Origin of the sequence: Kribbella sp. NPDC000426, from assembly GCF_040300265.1 — a bacterium.
Lineage (GTDB): Bacteria > Actinomycetota > Actinomycetes > Propionibacteriales > Kribbellaceae > Kribbella.
The window spans coordinates 684,048-699,378 of sequence record NZ_JBEPDK010000002.1; the positions used below are offsets into that span (position 1 = coordinate 684,048).

General features: G+C 69.2%; 14 protein-coding genes. 5 read left to right on the forward strand and 9 right to left on the reverse strand.

Translation table 11 applies throughout. The features are described 5' to 3' along the window. Positions 1 to 92: 92 nt before the first annotated feature. The 4 genes from panB to ABT313_RS11065 form a co-directional block, all read right to left on the reverse strand. A complete protein-coding gene (gene panB, locus ABT313_RS11050; RefSeq protein ID WP_350851045.1) occupies positions 93 to 2,459 on the reverse strand; it encodes a 3-methyl-2-oxobutanoate hydroxymethyltransferase in 2,367 nt (788 codons plus the stop codon). Between the two features lie 164 nt (positions 2,460 to 2,623). Then, a complete protein-coding gene (locus tag ABT313_RS11055; RefSeq protein WP_350851047.1) occupies positions 2,624 to 4,396 on the reverse strand; it encodes an NAD+ synthase in 1,773 nt (590 codons plus the stop codon). A 52-nt stretch (positions 4,397 to 4,448) separates the two neighbouring features. Further along, positions 4,449 to 4,970 (reverse strand): P-loop nucleotide/nucleoside kinase family protein, encoded by a 522-nt coding sequence (locus ABT313_RS11060; RefSeq protein WP_350851049.1) that lies wholly within the window; start codon positions 4,968 to 4,970, stop codon positions 4,449 to 4,451. Further along, positions 4,967 to 5,602 (reverse strand): GNAT family N-acetyltransferase, encoded by a 636-nt coding sequence (locus ABT313_RS11065; protein ID WP_350851051.1) that lies wholly within the window; start codon positions 5,600 to 5,602, stop codon positions 4,967 to 4,969. Before ABT313_RS11065 ends, ABT313_RS11060 begins: the two co-directional genes overlap by 4 nt. An 85-nt stretch (positions 5,603 to 5,687) precedes the next feature. Between ABT313_RS11065 and ABT313_RS11070 the strand changes: the two genes are divergently transcribed. Further along, entirely contained in the window at positions 5,688 to 6,875 is a 1,188-nt protein-coding gene (locus ABT313_RS11070; protein ID WP_350851054.1) for a DUF418 domain-containing protein, read from the forward strand. Here the strand turns inward: ABT313_RS11070 and ABT313_RS11075 are convergent. Then, positions 6,821 to 7,495 carry a peptidoglycan recognition protein family protein gene (locus tag ABT313_RS11075; RefSeq protein ID WP_350851056.1) on the reverse strand — a complete coding sequence of 225 codons (675 nt, stop codon included), beginning with the start codon at positions 7,493 to 7,495 and terminating at the stop codon, positions 6,821 to 6,823. The two genes, ABT313_RS11070 and ABT313_RS11075, sit on opposite strands and share 55 nt — an antisense overlap. Before the next feature lie 95 nt (positions 7,496 to 7,590). On the opposite strand from ABT313_RS11075, the gene ABT313_RS11080 reads away from it, so the two are divergent. Both ABT313_RS11080 and ABT313_RS11085 read left to right on the forward strand, forming a co-directional pair. After that, positions 7,591 to 8,034, forward strand: a complete 444-nt coding sequence (locus ABT313_RS11080) for a hypothetical protein (RefSeq protein ID WP_350851057.1) — start codon at positions 7,591 to 7,593, stop codon at positions 8,032 to 8,034. After that, positions 8,031 to 8,945, forward strand: a complete 915-nt coding sequence (locus tag ABT313_RS11085; protein ID WP_350851059.1) for an HTTM domain-containing protein — start codon at positions 8,031 to 8,033, stop codon at positions 8,943 to 8,945. The genes ABT313_RS11080 and ABT313_RS11085 overlap by 4 nt, the downstream gene beginning before the upstream one ends. Here ABT313_RS11085 and ABT313_RS11090 read toward each other — a convergent pair. Then, the gene (locus ABT313_RS11090) at positions 8,874 to 9,278 is read right to left on the reverse strand and encodes a hypothetical protein (RefSeq protein ID WP_350851061.1); all 405 of its coding nucleotides are present in this window, start codon (positions 9,276 to 9,278) and stop codon (positions 8,874 to 8,876) included. The genes ABT313_RS11085 and ABT313_RS11090 overlap by 72 nt on opposite strands. A 112-nt stretch (positions 9,279 to 9,390) precedes the next feature. Between ABT313_RS11090 and glnA the strand changes: the two genes are divergently transcribed. Then, positions 9,391 to 10,731, forward strand: a complete 1,341-nt coding sequence (gene glnA / locus ABT313_RS11095) for a type I glutamate--ammonia ligase (protein WP_130446933.1) — start codon at positions 9,391 to 9,393, stop codon at positions 10,729 to 10,731. Here glnA and ABT313_RS11100 read toward each other — a convergent pair. Genes ABT313_RS11100 through ABT313_RS11110 form a run of 3 tightly spaced genes read right to left on the reverse strand, consistent with a single transcriptional unit; the run spans position 10,728 to position 12,181 of the window. Continuing rightward, positions 10,728 to 11,015, reverse strand: coding sequence for a YiaA/YiaB family inner membrane protein (locus ABT313_RS11100; protein ID WP_350851065.1), 288 nt, complete (start codon positions 11,013 to 11,015; stop codon positions 10,728 to 10,730). The two genes, glnA and ABT313_RS11100, sit on opposite strands and share 4 nt — an antisense overlap. 47 nt (positions 11,016 to 11,062) lie before the next feature. Next, positions 11,063 to 11,629: a peptidylprolyl isomerase gene (locus ABT313_RS11105; protein ID WP_350851067.1), complete on the reverse strand. Its 567-nt coding sequence runs from the start codon at positions 11,627 to 11,629 to the stop codon at positions 11,063 to 11,065. 45 nt (positions 11,630 to 11,674) lie between these two features. After that, positions 11,675 to 12,181, reverse strand: coding sequence for a hypothetical protein (locus ABT313_RS11110; protein WP_350851069.1), 507 nt, complete (start codon positions 12,179 to 12,181; stop codon positions 11,675 to 11,677). A gap of 164 nt (positions 12,182 to 12,345) precedes the next feature. Here ABT313_RS11110 and ABT313_RS11115 point away from each other — a divergent pair, with 164 nt between their 5' ends. Then, positions 12,346 to 15,330 carry a bifunctional [glutamine synthetase] adenylyltransferase/[glutamine synthetase]-adenylyl-L-tyrosine phosphorylase gene (locus tag ABT313_RS11115; protein ID WP_502883957.1) on the forward strand — a complete coding sequence of 995 codons (2,985 nt, stop codon included), beginning with the start codon at positions 12,346 to 12,348 and terminating at the stop codon, positions 15,328 to 15,330. Position 15,331: the final 1 nt, after the last annotated feature.

A 15,331-nucleotide genomic window follows, 5' to 3' on the forward strand; every position in this document is an offset into this window, starting at 1 on the left:
TTTTGCCGCAAACATCGTGAACCCGCGAAACCTGGGGAACAAGGGTTCGCGGGGAGTATCCGGAGAGCTACCCGGACAGCACGATGCGTGGTCTAGAAGGTGTGTTCGTCTCCCGGGAAGGCGCCCGACGCAACCTCCGACGCGTACGTCGCGGCCGCGGTGGACAGGATGCCGCGGAGGTCGGCGTACTGCTTGACGAAGCGCGGCATGCTGCCGGCGCGAAGGCCGGCCATGTCCTGCCAGACCAGGACCTGCGCGTCGGTGTCACGGCCCGCGCCGATGCCGATGGTCGGGATCGGGACGCGTTTGGTGATCTCCGCGGCGACATCACCCGGGACCATCTCCAGCACGACCGAGAACGCACCGGCTTCGGCCAGTGCGACGGCGTCGTCGATCAGACCCGCGGCCTGATCGCCGCGACCCTGCACGCGGTACCCGCCGATGCTGTGCTCGCTCTGCGGCGTGAAGCCGATATGCGCCATCACCGGGATGCCCGACTGGGTGAGCTTCTCGACCATCGGCACCATGTTCCGGCCGCCCTCGAGCTTGACCGCGTGCACACCGGCTTCCTTCATGAACCGTACGGCGGTGTGGAACGCCTGCTCCGGCGACGCCTGGTACGAACCGAACGGAAGGTCCGCGACGACCAGCGCCCGCTCCACCGCGCTCGCGACCGCGCGCGCCAACGGGATCAGCTCATCGACGGTGACGCGCAGCGTCGTGTCGTAGCCGAAGACGTTGTTCGCGGCGGAGTCGCCGACGAGCAGCACCGGAATGCCTGCCTGGTCGAAGATCTCGGCGGTGTACTGGTCGTACGCCGTCAGCATCGCCCACTTCTCGCCGCGACTCTTGAAATCGCGCAGGTGGTGGACGCGGTACCGCCGCGGTCGCTTGCTCGCGTCGGCCGAACCGCCCGGCGCCGGCTGGTTGCCGCCGGCCGCGGACGGACCGTCGGTGCCGGCCGCCGTGCTCGCGGATACCTGCGCGCGACGCGCGGCCCGATGCGTGGAGACCGGCTCGGCCGGAATCTGGCTCGGGGCATCCTGCTGCACGTTCGCCCGCCGCCGCGCACCGATCGGCCGCTGCCCGTCAGGCTCCTCGCTCACCGGCGCGTTGCTCTCGTACTCCGCACTCGGGTCGGACAGGTAACCGTTCTGCTCCTGCTGATACCCCTCGATCATCTCCGGCATGTACGCCGTGATCGTCTGCGTCTCCGGGTTGCCCGTCGGAGCTCCAGCTCCACCCGCCCGCAACCGCGAGCCCTGCTCATCGCGCGCGTCGCGCCGTTCTGACTGCTCGTCGCGCACGTCGCGCCGTGACGGCTGCTGCGGCCGTGAGGCGTCGTCGCGCCGCGACGACTGGTCCTGGCGTGCGGCGTCGTCGCGTCGAGCGACCTGCTCCTGCCGCGCGCCGTCGTCCTGACGTGGTGCGAACTCCGGTCGCACCCGCTCGTCGCGTGTCGGCGCTTGCTCCTGGCGCGGCGCCTGCTCGTGGGCGCGCGGCTGCTCCTGCCGGGAGGCCTGTTCTTGTTCCTGCCTGGCCAGTTGGGCCTGCAGCGCAGCGAGCTCCTGGCGGGCCCGCTGCTCGTGCGACGGCACCTGCTCGGGACGCGGCTGCTCCTGTCGCGGTGGCTCAAGGCGCTGCACGGGCTCCTGCGGCTGGGCAGCCTGCTCCTGCGCGGGCGCTGCCTGACGCGGCGGCTGCTGCTGCGGGGTGAGTCCGTTGCTCAACCCGTTGCTTGCCGCGTGCCCATTACTCGACGCGTGACCGTTGCTGGCAGCGGGCGGCTGCGGCGCAGGGGAGGGCTGTGGCGCCGGACTGCTCCAGTTCGCGCTGCCGTTGGACGTGTGCGGCGGTCGTGGCGTCACACCGTTGCTCGACTGCGGCGCAACCGGCGGCCGCGGCGCCTGCTGGCCGGGCTGGCCAGACTGACCGGGCTGGCCCGGTTGGCTTTGCGGTGCCCGTGCACCGTTGCTCCCCGGCCCGAACGGACTCGGCCGCCCTTGCTGCGGAGGCTGTGGTGGCTGTGCCGGCGGCTGCTGCGGCCGGAACGGGCTCTCGCCCTGGTACCCGGGCCGCTCGTACGACTCGTCGCGCGATTCCCCGTAGTACTCCGGCCGCTCGGGACGCTGCGGTGGTTGCTGCCGCGGCTGGTGCTGCGACGGATGCTGCGATGGCTGAGGTGAAGGCGGCGGCGCACTCGGCAGGTACGGCGGCTTGGGGACGTACGGCTGCTGCGGCACCGGGCCGCGCTCGTACGTCCGTGGTGCGTTCGGCAGCGACGGCGACGGGTCGAGACCGAGTCCGGAACTACCGGATCCGCGATCCCGCCAGGGGTCGTTGTCGTAGTCCGAGCGGCGGTGTTCCTCGGTTGTCCGATTCTTCGGTCCGGTCCCGTACGGCGAGGGCAGCTCCTCGTCGTCGTCCTGGGTACCGGCCGACAGGAAGTTGTCAACCATGCTGCCATCGTCCCACCGATGCGGAGGGTGAGCGCCACCGGCTGACGGTGAGCGATCGCTCACATCGTCCGGGTAGGTGTCGCGGGGCAGGCCGGAGCGATCGTGGGTCTCGTCCGACGAGCCCCACGGGGAATCTTGGGATGGGCGGTACCGCCAGGAGTCGCTCAGTGCTCGGCTGCCTTTCGTGCGTCCTCACGCCATGCATTCGTGATCGGCAACCGGCGGTCCCGGCCGAAGGCCTTGTGGGTCAGCTTCGGGCCCGGTGGGTACTGCCGGCGCTTGTACTCCGCGCGGTCGACGAGCTGGATCACCTTCGTGACCAGCTCGGCGTCGAAACCGGCGGCGACGAGTTCCGCACTGCCGCGGTCCTGCTCGACGTAGTCGTCCAGCATGTCGTCGAGCAGGTCGTACGGCGGCAGCGAGTCGGTGTCCTGCTGCCCCGGGCGAAGCTCGGCGGACGGGGGTTTGGCGATCGAGTTCGCCGGGATCGGCGGCTGCTGGCCGCGGTCGACGGCGTCCTGGTTGCGCCACTTCGCGAGCCGCCAGACCAGTGTCTTCGGCAGGTCCTTCAACGGCGCGTACCCGCCGACCGCGTCGCCGTAGATCGTCGAGTAGCCGACGGACAGCTCCGACTTGTTGCCACAGGCAAGCACCAGGTGGCCGTCGGCGTTCGACAGGCCCATCCAGACCACCGCACGGACGCGGGCCTGCAGGTTCTCCTCGGCCAGCCCGGTCAGGCCGAGCGTGTCGAGGAACGGCTGCACCATCGGCTGGATCGGCACCACGCGGTAGTTCAGCCCGGTCCGCGCGGCGAGCTCGGCGGCGTCGTCCTTGGAATGGTCGCTGGAGTAGATGCTCGGGTTGGAGATGCCGAACACGTGCTCGGCGCCGATCGCGTCGCAGGCGATCGCGGCGACCAGCGACGAGTCGATCCCGCCGGACAGTCCGAGCAGGACCGACTTGAAGCCGTTCTTCTGGACGTAGTCGCGCAGGCCGGTCACGATCGCGCCGTACATCTCGGCCTCGTCGGACAGCTGCGGAGCGATCACCGGCTCCATCGCGTCGTACGCCTCGACCGGGTCCTCGTGCAGCACGGTATGGACGATCTCGATGCCCTCGTAGGTACCCTCCGGCGTACCGGATGCGGCCGGGAGGTCCAGGTCGACGATCATGCTGCCCTGCTCGAACTGCGGGGCGCGGGCGAACACCTTGCCGTCGGCATCGGCCACCAGCGAGTCGCCGTCGAAGACCAACTCGTCCTGCCCGCCGACGAGGTTCACGTATGCGAGTGCGCAGCCGGCCTCGCGGGCGCGGCGGCGTACCAGGTCGCCGCGGGTGTCGTCCTTGTTGGCCTCGTACGGCGAGCTGTTGATCACGAGCAGGAGACCGGCGCCGGCCTCGTGGGTGACCGCGGCCGGGCCGCCGTCCTGCCACAGGTCCTCGCAGATCACCAGCGCGACGTCGATGCCGTGGATCCGGATCACCTGCAGGGTGTTGCCGGGGACGAAGTGCCGGAACTCGTCGAAGACGCCGTAGTTCGGCAGGTGGTGCTTGACCGCGCTGGTGACGACCCGGCCCTGGTGGATCACCGCGGCGGAGTTGGTGGGGGAGCCCTTCGGCCGGCCGAGCCGGTCGACGCCCATCGCCGTACCGCCGGCCCGGTCGAGGTACCCGACGACCACGACGATGTCCCCGAGCCCCTCGTCGGCAAGCCGCTGCGCGAGGTCGTGGATCCGGCCCTGCGACGCGTCCACGAACGACGCCCGCAGCGCAAGGTCCTCCACCGGGTAGCCGGTCAGCCCGAGCTCGGGAAAGGCCACCACATGCGCACCTTGCTCGACCGCGTTCCGGGTCCACGCGACGATCTTGTCGGCGTTCCCAGCAATGTCACCCACGGTCACATTCAGCTGAGCAAGAGCAACTCGGAGTTGAGGCACGGGAGCACATTACTGGGTCCCCCCGCTCATCCCCACGCCCCTCGCCAACCTCTTACGTACGCCGAATGTATCCACCCACCCGAACAAGGTTCCCGCTCAGCGATTCCATCGCGTCCACCGTCAGCCGTTCGCGGTCCAGCCGGGGATACTCGGCCCGCATCCGCCCGACGTGATCCCACCCCACCTCATGCCATCCGGGGATCCCGCGCTGCCGCCCTTCGAGCCGCCGCCGATGTTCGTCCTGGTCGCTGCAGACGCACTCGACGAGCCGCAGGCGGGCGTCGTACTCCGCGGCCAGTTCCTCCCACCGGCCGGCGATCTCGTCGTTCACGAGACAATCCACGATCGCCGACTGCCCGAGCATCAGTTGCCGTTTGATCAATGTGCCGAGCAGGTCGTAGTACATGGCGAGGAACACCGGCCGCTCGAGTCCGCGCAGTACGCCGTGCGGCCGGAGCGCGCCGAGCAACCAGTCGCCGGCGAAAGCCGGCACTCCGGTTTCGGTCGCGAGTGCTTCGGCCAGCGTCGACTTGCCCGTGCCGGGCAGTCCGGTGAACGCGATGATCTGCTTCATGTCGGCGAGGTTCCTGGTGTGCGGGCGATCAGGACCGGAGTGATTGTGGTCCAGCCGAGGGATTCGTAGAGGGGGCGGCCTTGGGAGGAGGCTGACAGGTAGGCGGTGGGGGTAGGGACCGCTGATGCCAGGGCGGTCATGGTGGCTCGGGCGAGGCCTCGGCGGCGGTGGGCGGGGGCGGTTGTGATCAGGTCGACGACGGCACCGGTGTGCAGGACGGCCATGCGGCCGGTGGCGGCGACCTCGCCGTAGCCGCAGATCTCGACGTCGATGATCGACGGCGTGGCGGACACGTCGAGCAGGTACGGCGGAGGCACCGGGTGCCGGGCCTGGTCGGCCAGGCTGATCGTCATCAGCCATTCCGTGCGGACCGTGTCGAGTGGAGGCAGGCAGGCGGCGAAGCGGTCCGGGTCGTCGGTGGCGATCGTCAGCCAGGAGCTACCGGGCGGATGGGAGTCGGTCAGCGCGAGATGGGCGGCCGCGTTCGCGTGCTGCTCGGTGGCGACATACTGGACCTGTCGCTCCGGTTCGCCGACGCGTACGACGGTGACGTCGTCGACCTCGTGGTAGTCGGTCCACCCTCGCGACGCGGACCATCCGCGCTGCCAGCGGGTCAGGGCTTCCTCGTGCACCCGCCTATCGAACAGCGACGAAGGTTCACGCCCGAAGGAACTTTGGATGGACCCGGCACCGGTCCAGCACAGAAACACTGGTGCCATGAGCACCCAAGCCGGACCGACCGGGCTGAGCGAGCGCGCACTCGGCCCGGACCTCGCGCGTGGATTCATGCTGCTGTTCATCGCCCTGGCCAACTCGCACTACTTCATCTACAGCGACCGCGTCTTCGGCGGTTTCCCGACCGGCGGCTCGGCCCCCGATCGCGTCGTCGGCCTGCTGATCTCGACCTTCGTCGACGGCCGCGCGTTCCCGATGTTCGGCGTGCTGTTCGGGTACGGCGTCGCGCAGATCGTCCGCCGCCAACGCGAAGCCGGCAAAGCCTGGTGGCCGATCCGCACCCTGCTCTGGCGGCGCAGTCTGGTCCTGATCGTCCTCGGCTTCCTGCACGCGATGCTGCTCTACATCGGCGACATCCTCGCGGCGTACGGCGTACTGCTCTTCCTCGGCGTCTGGGCCCTGCGCTGGAAGGATCGCTGGCTGTTCATCGTCGCCGCGTTCGTCCTCGTCCTCACCGCGCTGCCGAGCAGCGACTCGCTCGCGACCTCCTCCGACGCGGCCGACCCGGCGATGCTCCCGCCGCACTTCCTCGGCCAGTTCGCCGACCGCATCGCCGTACAGCCGTTCATCGCCGGCCTCGGCTGGATCGGCTTCGTCACACCGTTCCTGATCGGCCTGTGGGCCGGCCGTCGCCGCATCCTCGAACGGCCGGCGCAGCACCTCGTCCTGCTCCGTACGACGGCACTCCTCGGCCTCACGATCGCTGTCGCCGGCGCACTCCCGGTCTCGCTCGTCGTCGCCGGCGTCCTCGACCAGCTGAGCGATCACGCGCTCAGCATCCTCGGTCCGTTGCACGACGCAACAGGTGTCTTCGGCGGTTTCGGGTACGCCGCTCTGATCGTCCTGATCGCCCGCAGATTGCGCGATCGCCAGGGCCCGGTCACCCTGGCGATCGCCGCCGTCGGACAACGGTCGCTGACGTGCTACCTGTCCCAGTCGGTCGTGTGGGCCGTCGTGTTCACGCCGTACCTGCTCGATCTCTCGCACGCGCTCACCACTGCCACGACGGCACTTCTCGCCGTCGCGACCTGGCTGGCGACCGTAGTGCTAGCCGACCGGATGCGGCGGGCGAACTACCGCGGCCCGTTCGAACTCCTGATCCGGAGGATTACCTATCAACCGAAGAGAACAGCGGCCACCCTGTCGCGGAGCTCGGGCAACCGCGCGTAGAAAACGTCACCCGGACACTGGGTCGTGTTGTAGTCCCGGTGCCCGACGATCGCGACATGCGGATCGAGACCGTACTTCGTGCACAGCCACGCGCACGTCAGCACGGACATGTCGAACAGCGGGACCGTCACGTCCTCAGTGACGTAGATGCCCTCGTGTTCGATGCCGATCGTGTGGCTGTTCTGGTTCGCGGTCTGCGCGCCGAGGACGTTCTGGCCGTTGTTGATCGCCGACAACGACTTGCTCCGGCCCTCCATCAGGAACCCGCCGCGGCTGATCGTGAGCTGGTTGCCCATGTCGATCCAGCCGTTGGTGTCCATGTGCAGGTCCTGGATCCAGTGCTGGACCGAGTACGCCGCCGCGAGCGAGTAGTCCGTGACATTCGGGCTCGCGGTGTGGTGGATGACGATGTGGTCGGGTTTGCCGATCACCTGGGTCGCCGACTTGGGCGGGCGCGCCGACCATTCGGTGCGCGTGTAACAGCGCGGCGCGGGGGCGGCGAGCGCTGTCGTGGGCATGGTCGCGGCCAGGGCCCCGCCGAGCAGTACGCCGCCGGCGGTGGCGCCGAGCAACGTACGCCGGGAGACCCGGGCGCGTTGGATATTTTCTGGGGCGGTCATGCTGTAGAAAATTCCCTACGAACAAAGCCTCCAAACCGGAATGATCTAATGACGTGGTGACACAGAGTCAGGAGGGCCGGCAGAACCCTGCCGTCGTGCGTCTGGGCCCCGTCGGCAAGGGTTTACGGGTCCTGGTCGCGGTGGTCGGCATCGGTCTGCTGATCAACGGATCGGTGCGCGCCTCCGACGACGCCTGGCCGTTCGGCCCGATGTCGCAGTACGCGATGTCGGTGCCTGCCGACGCCAAGATCGACTACACCCGGATCAGCGCGCTCACCGATGCCGGTACGACGGTCGACGTGCCGCTGAACATCGAGGGCGCCGGCGTCGCACGGGCCGAGATCGAGGCGCGGACCGGCGAGATCGTGAAGGATCCGTCGTTGCTGCAGCAGGTCGCCGACGGCTGGGCGCGCAAGCATCCCGACCAGCCGAAGTACGTGAAGCTCGAGCTGATCCGCGACACCACCCAGCTGGTCAAGGGGCGGGTCGAAGGACCGCCGACGTCGCAGGTGCTGGCGACGTGGGAGGTGCGCAAGTGAGGGCGGTCAACTGGTTCGCGCCGGCGATCGCTTTGGGGCGGATCGCCTGGTTGCGGACGATTCTGTACCTGTTCGTCATCCTCGACATGCACGCGTTCGTCCGCGACACCCGCGACAAGGGCGAGCATCCCGGGCTCTACCAGCCGCTGCTGCTCGCGCGGCTGCTCGACCTGCCGAAGCCGTCGGTCGCCAACACCACCGCGTTGTACTTCGTCCTGATCGTCGCCTGCCTGATCGGTGCGTCGAACTACTTCCCGCGGATCGCCGGCTGGATCGTCGCGCCGGCGTTCACCTGGTGGGTGCTGATCGGGATGAGCGACGGCAAGGTCGACCACGACCACCTCGCGCTGGTGATCGCGCTGTGGGTCCTCCCGACCGTCGGCGGTGCCCGGCGCGGCATCGCGTCGTACGGCGACCAGACCCGGTCCGAGGCGGCCGGGTGGGCGATCCGGTGTGTGCAGATCTGCGTGATCGCGACGTACTTCCTGTCCTCGATCGCGAAACTGCGCAGTGCCGGATGGGCGCTGACGTGGCCCGGCAGCGCCGTACTGACCTGGGCGATCGTGCGGCGGCCGCACCCGGTCGGGGAGTGGCTGCTGCACTATCCGTGGGTGCTTCACGTGATGCAGTGGGTCGGGATCATCGGGGAGTTCTGCTCGCCGGTCATCCTGTGGCTCAAGGGGCGGTGGCAGTTGCTCGGGGCCCTGTTCTTCCTCGGGTTCCACGCGGCGAACACGGCGATCCTGCTGATCCACTTCCTGCCGACGGTGGTGTGCTGGCTGGCCTTCGCCCCGCTCGAGCGGATCGTGCCCTGGTACCGGGCTCGTCAGGCGCGACGGTCAGACGACGCCGGAGAGGCCGAAGACCAGGCCGAACAGAGCCGGGAGGCCCAGCAGCAGGCCGGCGCGTAGACGGAAGCGGCGGCCACCCGGTCCCGGCGTACGGACGATGCGGGAGAGCACGGCTCCGGCGTACCCGAAGACCAGCGCGGCCAGCAGGATCTGCGTGGTGGGCAGACTCTCCGCGTCGTGACGGGTCAGGCCGAGCGTCACCAGGCCGGGGCAGCAGAACGCGCACATGCCGAACCCGAGCTCCGGGACCGGCAGCCAGCGGCGGCCGAGCACATCCCGTTCGGCGGGTCTTTTGCGGCGCAGCGACTGCACGAAGCGCGCCGTACTGACGATCAGATCGCTGACGCAGAGGACCGCGGCCACGATGAGCGCTGCGTGGAAGATCGTCTGCACGGGAACACGCTAGGCCCCTGAGCATGCCTGTGTCCGCCTGGGCACGTAACGTCTGCTTAACAGAGGCGGGGCACACTGTGAGAAGTTCCGGACTTGGGTGAGAGGTGGACTGATGGACAAGCAGCAGGAGTTCGTGCTGCGCGCGCTGGAGGAGCGCGACGTACGCTTCGTGCGGCTCTGGTTCACCGACGTGCTCGGGTTCCTGAAGTCGGTGGCCGTGGCGCCGGCGGAGCTGGAGAGCGCGTTCGCCGAGGGACTCGGGTTCGACGGGTCGGCGATCGAGGGGTTCGCCCGGGTGACCGAGGCCGACATGCTGGCCAAGCCGGACCCGTCGACGTTCCAGATCCTGCCGTGGCGCGGCGAGACGATGGGTACGGCGCGGATGTTCTGCGACATCAACATGCCGGACGGGTCGGCGTCGTTCGCCGATCCGCGGCACGTGCTGAAGCGGACGCTGTCGAAGGCCGCGGACCTGGGCTTCACGTTCTACACACACCCGGAGATCGAGTTCTACCTGTTCAAGTCGCTGACCGGCGCACCCGGTACGACGCCTGAGCCGGTCGACTCCTCGGGGTACTTCGACCACACGCCGCAGGGGATCGGGAACGACTTCCGCCGCGAGGCGATCACGATGCTGGAATCGATGGGCATCTCGGTCGAGTTCAGCCACCACGAGGGCGGGCCCGGCCAGCAGGAGATCGACCTGCGGTACGCCGACGCGCTGTCGACCGCCGACAACATCATGACGTTCCGTGTCGTGGTGAAGGAGGTGGCGCTGTCGCAGGGCATCTACGCGTCGTTCATGCCGAAGCCGCTGTCGGACCAGCCGGGATCCGGGATGCACACGCACATGTCGCTGTTCGAGGGCGACCGGAACGCGTTCTTCGAGGGCGGCGCGCAGTACCAGCTGTCGAAGACCGGTCGTGCGTTCATTGCCGGGTTGCTGCATCACGCCGGCGAGATCACCGCGGTGACCAACCAGTGGGTGAACTCGTACAAGCGGCTCGCGGTCGGGGACGAGGCGCCGTCGTTCATCTCGTGGGGTCACAACAACCGGTCGGCGCTGGTGCGCGTGCCGATGTACAAGCCGCACAAGGGGCAGTCGTCGCGGGTCGAGTTCCGGTCGTTGGACTCCGCCGCGAACCCGTATCTGGCGTTCGCTCTGATGCTTGCTGCCGGGCTGAAGGGAATCGAGGAGGGCTACGAGCTGCCCGCGGAGGTCGAGGACGACATCTGGTCCCTCACCTCCCGCGAACGCAAGGCCCTCGGCATCAAGCCCCTCCCCGGCAGCCTCGCCGAAGCCATCAGCGCAATGGAAGACAGCGAGCTGGTCGCCGAAACCCTCGGCGAACACGTCTTCGACTTCTTCCTCCGCAACAAACGCGCCGAATGGCAGGACTACCGCCGCCAGGTAACCCCCTTCGAACTCAACAAACTCCTCCCCGTCCTCTAGCTGTCGACCCTGAAGGGGTCGTGTTCGGTGAGGAGTTTGTCGAGGCGGGCCTGGTCTACGCGGGTGGTTACGTCGGAGAGTTCCTGGCGGTCGCGGACTACCTTGCAGAGGACGACGGTCGACGTGACCGTGTAGAGGAGGCCGAGGGCCAGGAACGCTCGTACCCACGGCTGGGCCGGCAGGTAGATCAGGGCGACCGTCATCGCTGTGAGTGAGATGCCGAAGGACGCTACGGCCTGGGCGTAGAACGCGGCGGTCTGCTGGGGCTGGATGCTTTTGCTCATGCCGGAATCGTCGACCAGCTGCGCCCGGACCACATGAGCAATTCCACTCAGCCGAGCAGGACTTCCTGGATGGTGGTCGGCTGGCGGTCGAGGACGGCGGCGCCGGCCGTCACCTTGCCGATGATGGTCGAGGTCGGCGGGAGAGTGGCGTCCGCCGGGAGGACGAAGAAGGCGGCGGTGTTGCCGAGACCCACGGTGTTGCTGAGGGCAACGGTGCCGTGGGGGTAGGTCTCGTGGCCGGTCAGTTCGGGCGTGAAGTGGTAGCCAGGCCGGCCCGCGCCGCATTCGAGGATCGCCCGGGTGTGGCGCGGGCACGGGGTCTGGTTGTAGAAGCGCTTCAGCGCCAGGTACGTGAAGCTGTGGACCGCGCACGGAGCCGCGCCGCGATCCAGCGTGAGGACCAGGTCCCCCCGGTTCGTCCGGACGGTCACCTTGACGAGGCCGATCGTCGGCGCGAGCGAGTACGGCGGCCGCCCGCTCTCGCCCGGCGTACGGACGTACTGGCAGCTCTTGAAGAACGTCGGAGCGGCCTGGGCGCGAACTACCCAGCCTTCGACGACGAGCGCGACGGCGGCGACCAGCAGGACGGCGACAACCCGTTTCCAGTGACGCATGGTTCCGAAGGTAACACTGAGTGCATCTAATGCAACAGAGTGTGTTCAGACTCCGGCGGTCTGCGGCGGTGCGTCGTCGGAGGCGTGCTTCGAGGTCCACCGCGATGCCGCCGTCGAGTGCCGGTACGGCGGTTCGGCCGGCGCCACCTCAGCCGGCGGCGCGTCGGCGAACACCTCGCGAACGGGCTCGACGACAGGAACGATCGGCGTGCCGTCCGGGGCCAGCGCGTGCACCTCTTCGACCGTGAGCAGCCCGACCGGGCGGACGCCTTCGGTGATGATCACGATGCAGCCGGGGATCACCTGCTGGGCCCGATTCCCCTTCGCCGGAACGAGAATCCCCTCGGCCGGCGTACGCCAGGCGCCCGGCGCGAACCGGCGCAGTGCGATCCCGGCCTGACCGTCATCCGGCGTTCGCGGCGGGAGATACGCCGTCGCGGTGTAGTCGTAGTCGTAATCCGGCTCCGGCGGACCCGACACTCGCCCGCCCTGCTGGGGTGTCAGCCAGAGCACCGTCCCGCGCACGGCGAGCGACCCCGTCATCATGACCATGAGAAGCCATCATGCCGATTACTGAGCGAATCCGCTACACGACACCGTGTATTCCCCGCGATCTTCCCGCGATCCAGCTGAGACTTTGTGAACACGCCAACCATTGTGCGCCTCGGGCCGTGGTCGGTGGGTGCCCGGAGGGGCCTGCACGATAGGTTGTGGGGGTGGCTGAGGGTCGGAGAGGGTCGTGGGAGGGACGGCTCGTCCGGCTCGGGTTCGAGAACCCGCAGCGGGCGGCCGGGATGCTCGAGGAACTGGACGCACTCGACTCGCACAGCCCGATGGCGACCGAGCAGCTGATCACGACGCTGGGGGAGTCGGCCGATCCGGATCTCGCGCTGCACGGGCTCTGCGGGATGGCCGAAGCGCTGCACCGGCACCAGTACGACGTGGCCGCGTTCGCGCGCACGCTCGAGATGGACGAAGGCTTCCGCCGCCGGCTCGTGTACGTGCTCGGCGCCAGCGAGGCGCTCGGCCGCCATCTCTCCGTCCATCCGCGCCACTGGTACGACCTCGCCGATCCCGCGCTGGCCGGTGCCCGCCCGTCGATCGAGGACGTCGCCGCCAAGCTCGCCACGGCGGTCGACGCCGAGAACCCGGTCGACGCGCTCCGGGTCGAGTACCGCCGGCTGCTGCTGAGGCTGGCCGCGCGTGACCTTGCCGAGGGCCTGCTCGTCGACGAGGTCGCCGCCGTACTCGCGGATCTGGCCGGCGGAGCGCTCGAGACCGCGCTGCACATCGCCCGCAACGAGTACTTCGCCGCGCACCCCGGCGCCGCCGACTGCCGCCTCGCGATCATTGCCATGGGCAAGTGTGGTGGCCGGGAGCTCAACTACGTCAGCGATGTCGACGTGCTGTTCGTCGCCGAGCCGCACGACGGCGAGCCCGAACTGCCCGCGCTGAAGACCGCGACCCAGCTCGCCGCCGCCGCAATGCGGATCTGCTCGGCGCACACCGGCGAGGGCACGCTGTGGCCGGTCGACGCCGCGCTTCGTCCGGAGGGCAAGTCCGGTCCGCTCGTCCGCACCCTCGACAGCCACCTCGCGTACTACCAGCGCTGGGCCAAGACCTGGGAGTTCCAGGCGCTGCTCAAGGCCCGTCCGGTCGCGGGCGATGCGGCGCTCGGCCGGGAGTACTCCGAGCGGGTCGGCGACCTCGCCTGGTCCGCGGCCGACCGCGAGGGCTTCGTCGACGACGTGCAGGCGATGCGTCGTCGCGTCATCGACCACATCCCGGCCGCGGACGTCGATCGCCAGCTGAAGCTCGGGCCCGGCGGGCTGCGCGACGTCGAGTTCGCCGTACAGCTGCTGCAGCTCGTCCACGGTCGTAGCGACGAGTCGGTCCGCAGCGGTACGACGCTCGTCGCGCTCGAGTCCCTCACCACCAGCGGGTACGTCGGACGCACCGACGGCGCCGTACTCGCCGACGCGTACCGCTTCCTCCGCTCGATGGAGCACCGCATCCAGCTGTACCGCCTACGCCGTACCCATCAGGTCCCCGACGACGAGGCGGACCTGCGCCGCCTCGGCCGCTCGCTCGGCTTCACGAAGAACCCGATCAAGGACCTGACCGCAGCCTGGAAGAAGCACGCACTCGAAGTACGGCGGCTGCACGAGAAGCTCTTCTACCGGCCGCTGCTCGCCGCGGTCGCACGCATCCCCGGCGACGAGGTACGGCTGACGCCGGAGGCGGCCAAGCAACGGCTGACCGCCCTCGGGTACGCCGATCCCGCGTCGGCGCTGCGGCACATCGAGGCGCTGTCCGAGGGAGTGTCGCGGCGTTCCTCGATCCAGAAAGCGCTGCTGCCCGCGATGCTCGGCTGGTTCGCCGAATCACCGGATCCGGACGCCGGCCTGCTCGCGTTCCGCACGATCTCCGACGCGCTCGGCTCGACACCGTGGTACCTGCGCCAGCTCCGCGACGAAGGCGCCTCGGCCGAACGCCTCGCCCACCTTCTGGCCAGCGGCAGGTACGCCGTCGACCTCCTGCAGCGCGCCCCCGAGGCAACCGCGATGCTCGCCGACGAACGCGAACTGACACCGCGGACCCAGGACGCGCTGCTGGCGGAGATGTCCGCGGCCGCCCGTCGGCAGGACACACCGGAGGCCGCGGTCCAGGCGATCCGAGCGGTACGCCGCCGGGAGCTGTTCCGCATCGCGGCGGCCGACCTGTCGGGACTGGTTGACGTGGAAACCGTGGGCGAAGCGCTGACCGTGATCTCGGTCGGAACGCTGACCACCGCGCTCGAGGTCGCGCGCCGCGCAGTCGCGAAGGGCGAGCCCGAGCCGACGCGGATGTCCATCGTCGCGATGGGCCGGTTCGGCGGGCACGAGCTCGGTTACGGCAGCGACGCCGACGTGATGTTCGTCCACGATCCGTTGCCGGGCGCCGACGAGAAAGCGGCAACGGACTTCGCGACTCAGGCCGCGACCGAGCTGCGCCGCCTGCTGGCGTTGCCGGGCATGGACCCAGCCGTCGCAGTCGACGCGGATCTGCGCCCGGAGGGTCGGCAAGGACCGCTGGTCCGGACGCTCGCGTCGTACGCCTCGTACTACGCCAGATGGTCGGCGGTCTGGGAAGCGCAAGCCTTGCTGCGGGCCGACCCGCTGTGCGGCGACGGTGACCTGTGTCAGTCGTTCCGCGAACTGATCGATCCGCTGCGCTACCCGGAGAACGGGATCAGCGAGCGCGACGTGATGGAGATCCGCCGCATCAAGGCCCGCGTCGACGCCGAACGCCTGCCGCGCGGCGCCGACCCGGCCACCCACACCAAGCTCGGCCGCGGCGGTCTCGCCGACATCGAGTGGACCGTGCAGCTCCTCCAGCTCCGCGAGGCGCATCGCGTTCCCACGCTCCGTACGACACGCACAATCGGAGCGCTGTACGCCGGTGTCGAAGCCAATCTCGTCGATGCGACCGAGGCCGACACGCTCCGCGCCGCCTGGGAGATGGCGACCCGCATCCGCAACGCGATCATGCTCGTCCGCGGCCGGCCGAGCGACTCGCTGCCGCGCGATCCCCGCGACCTCGCCGCGGTCGCCCAGATCTGCGGCTACCCGCCCGGCGAATCCAGCCGCTTCTCCGACGACTACCTCCGCACCACCCGCCGCGCCCACAACACCGTCGCGCACCTGTTCTGGGACGACTAAT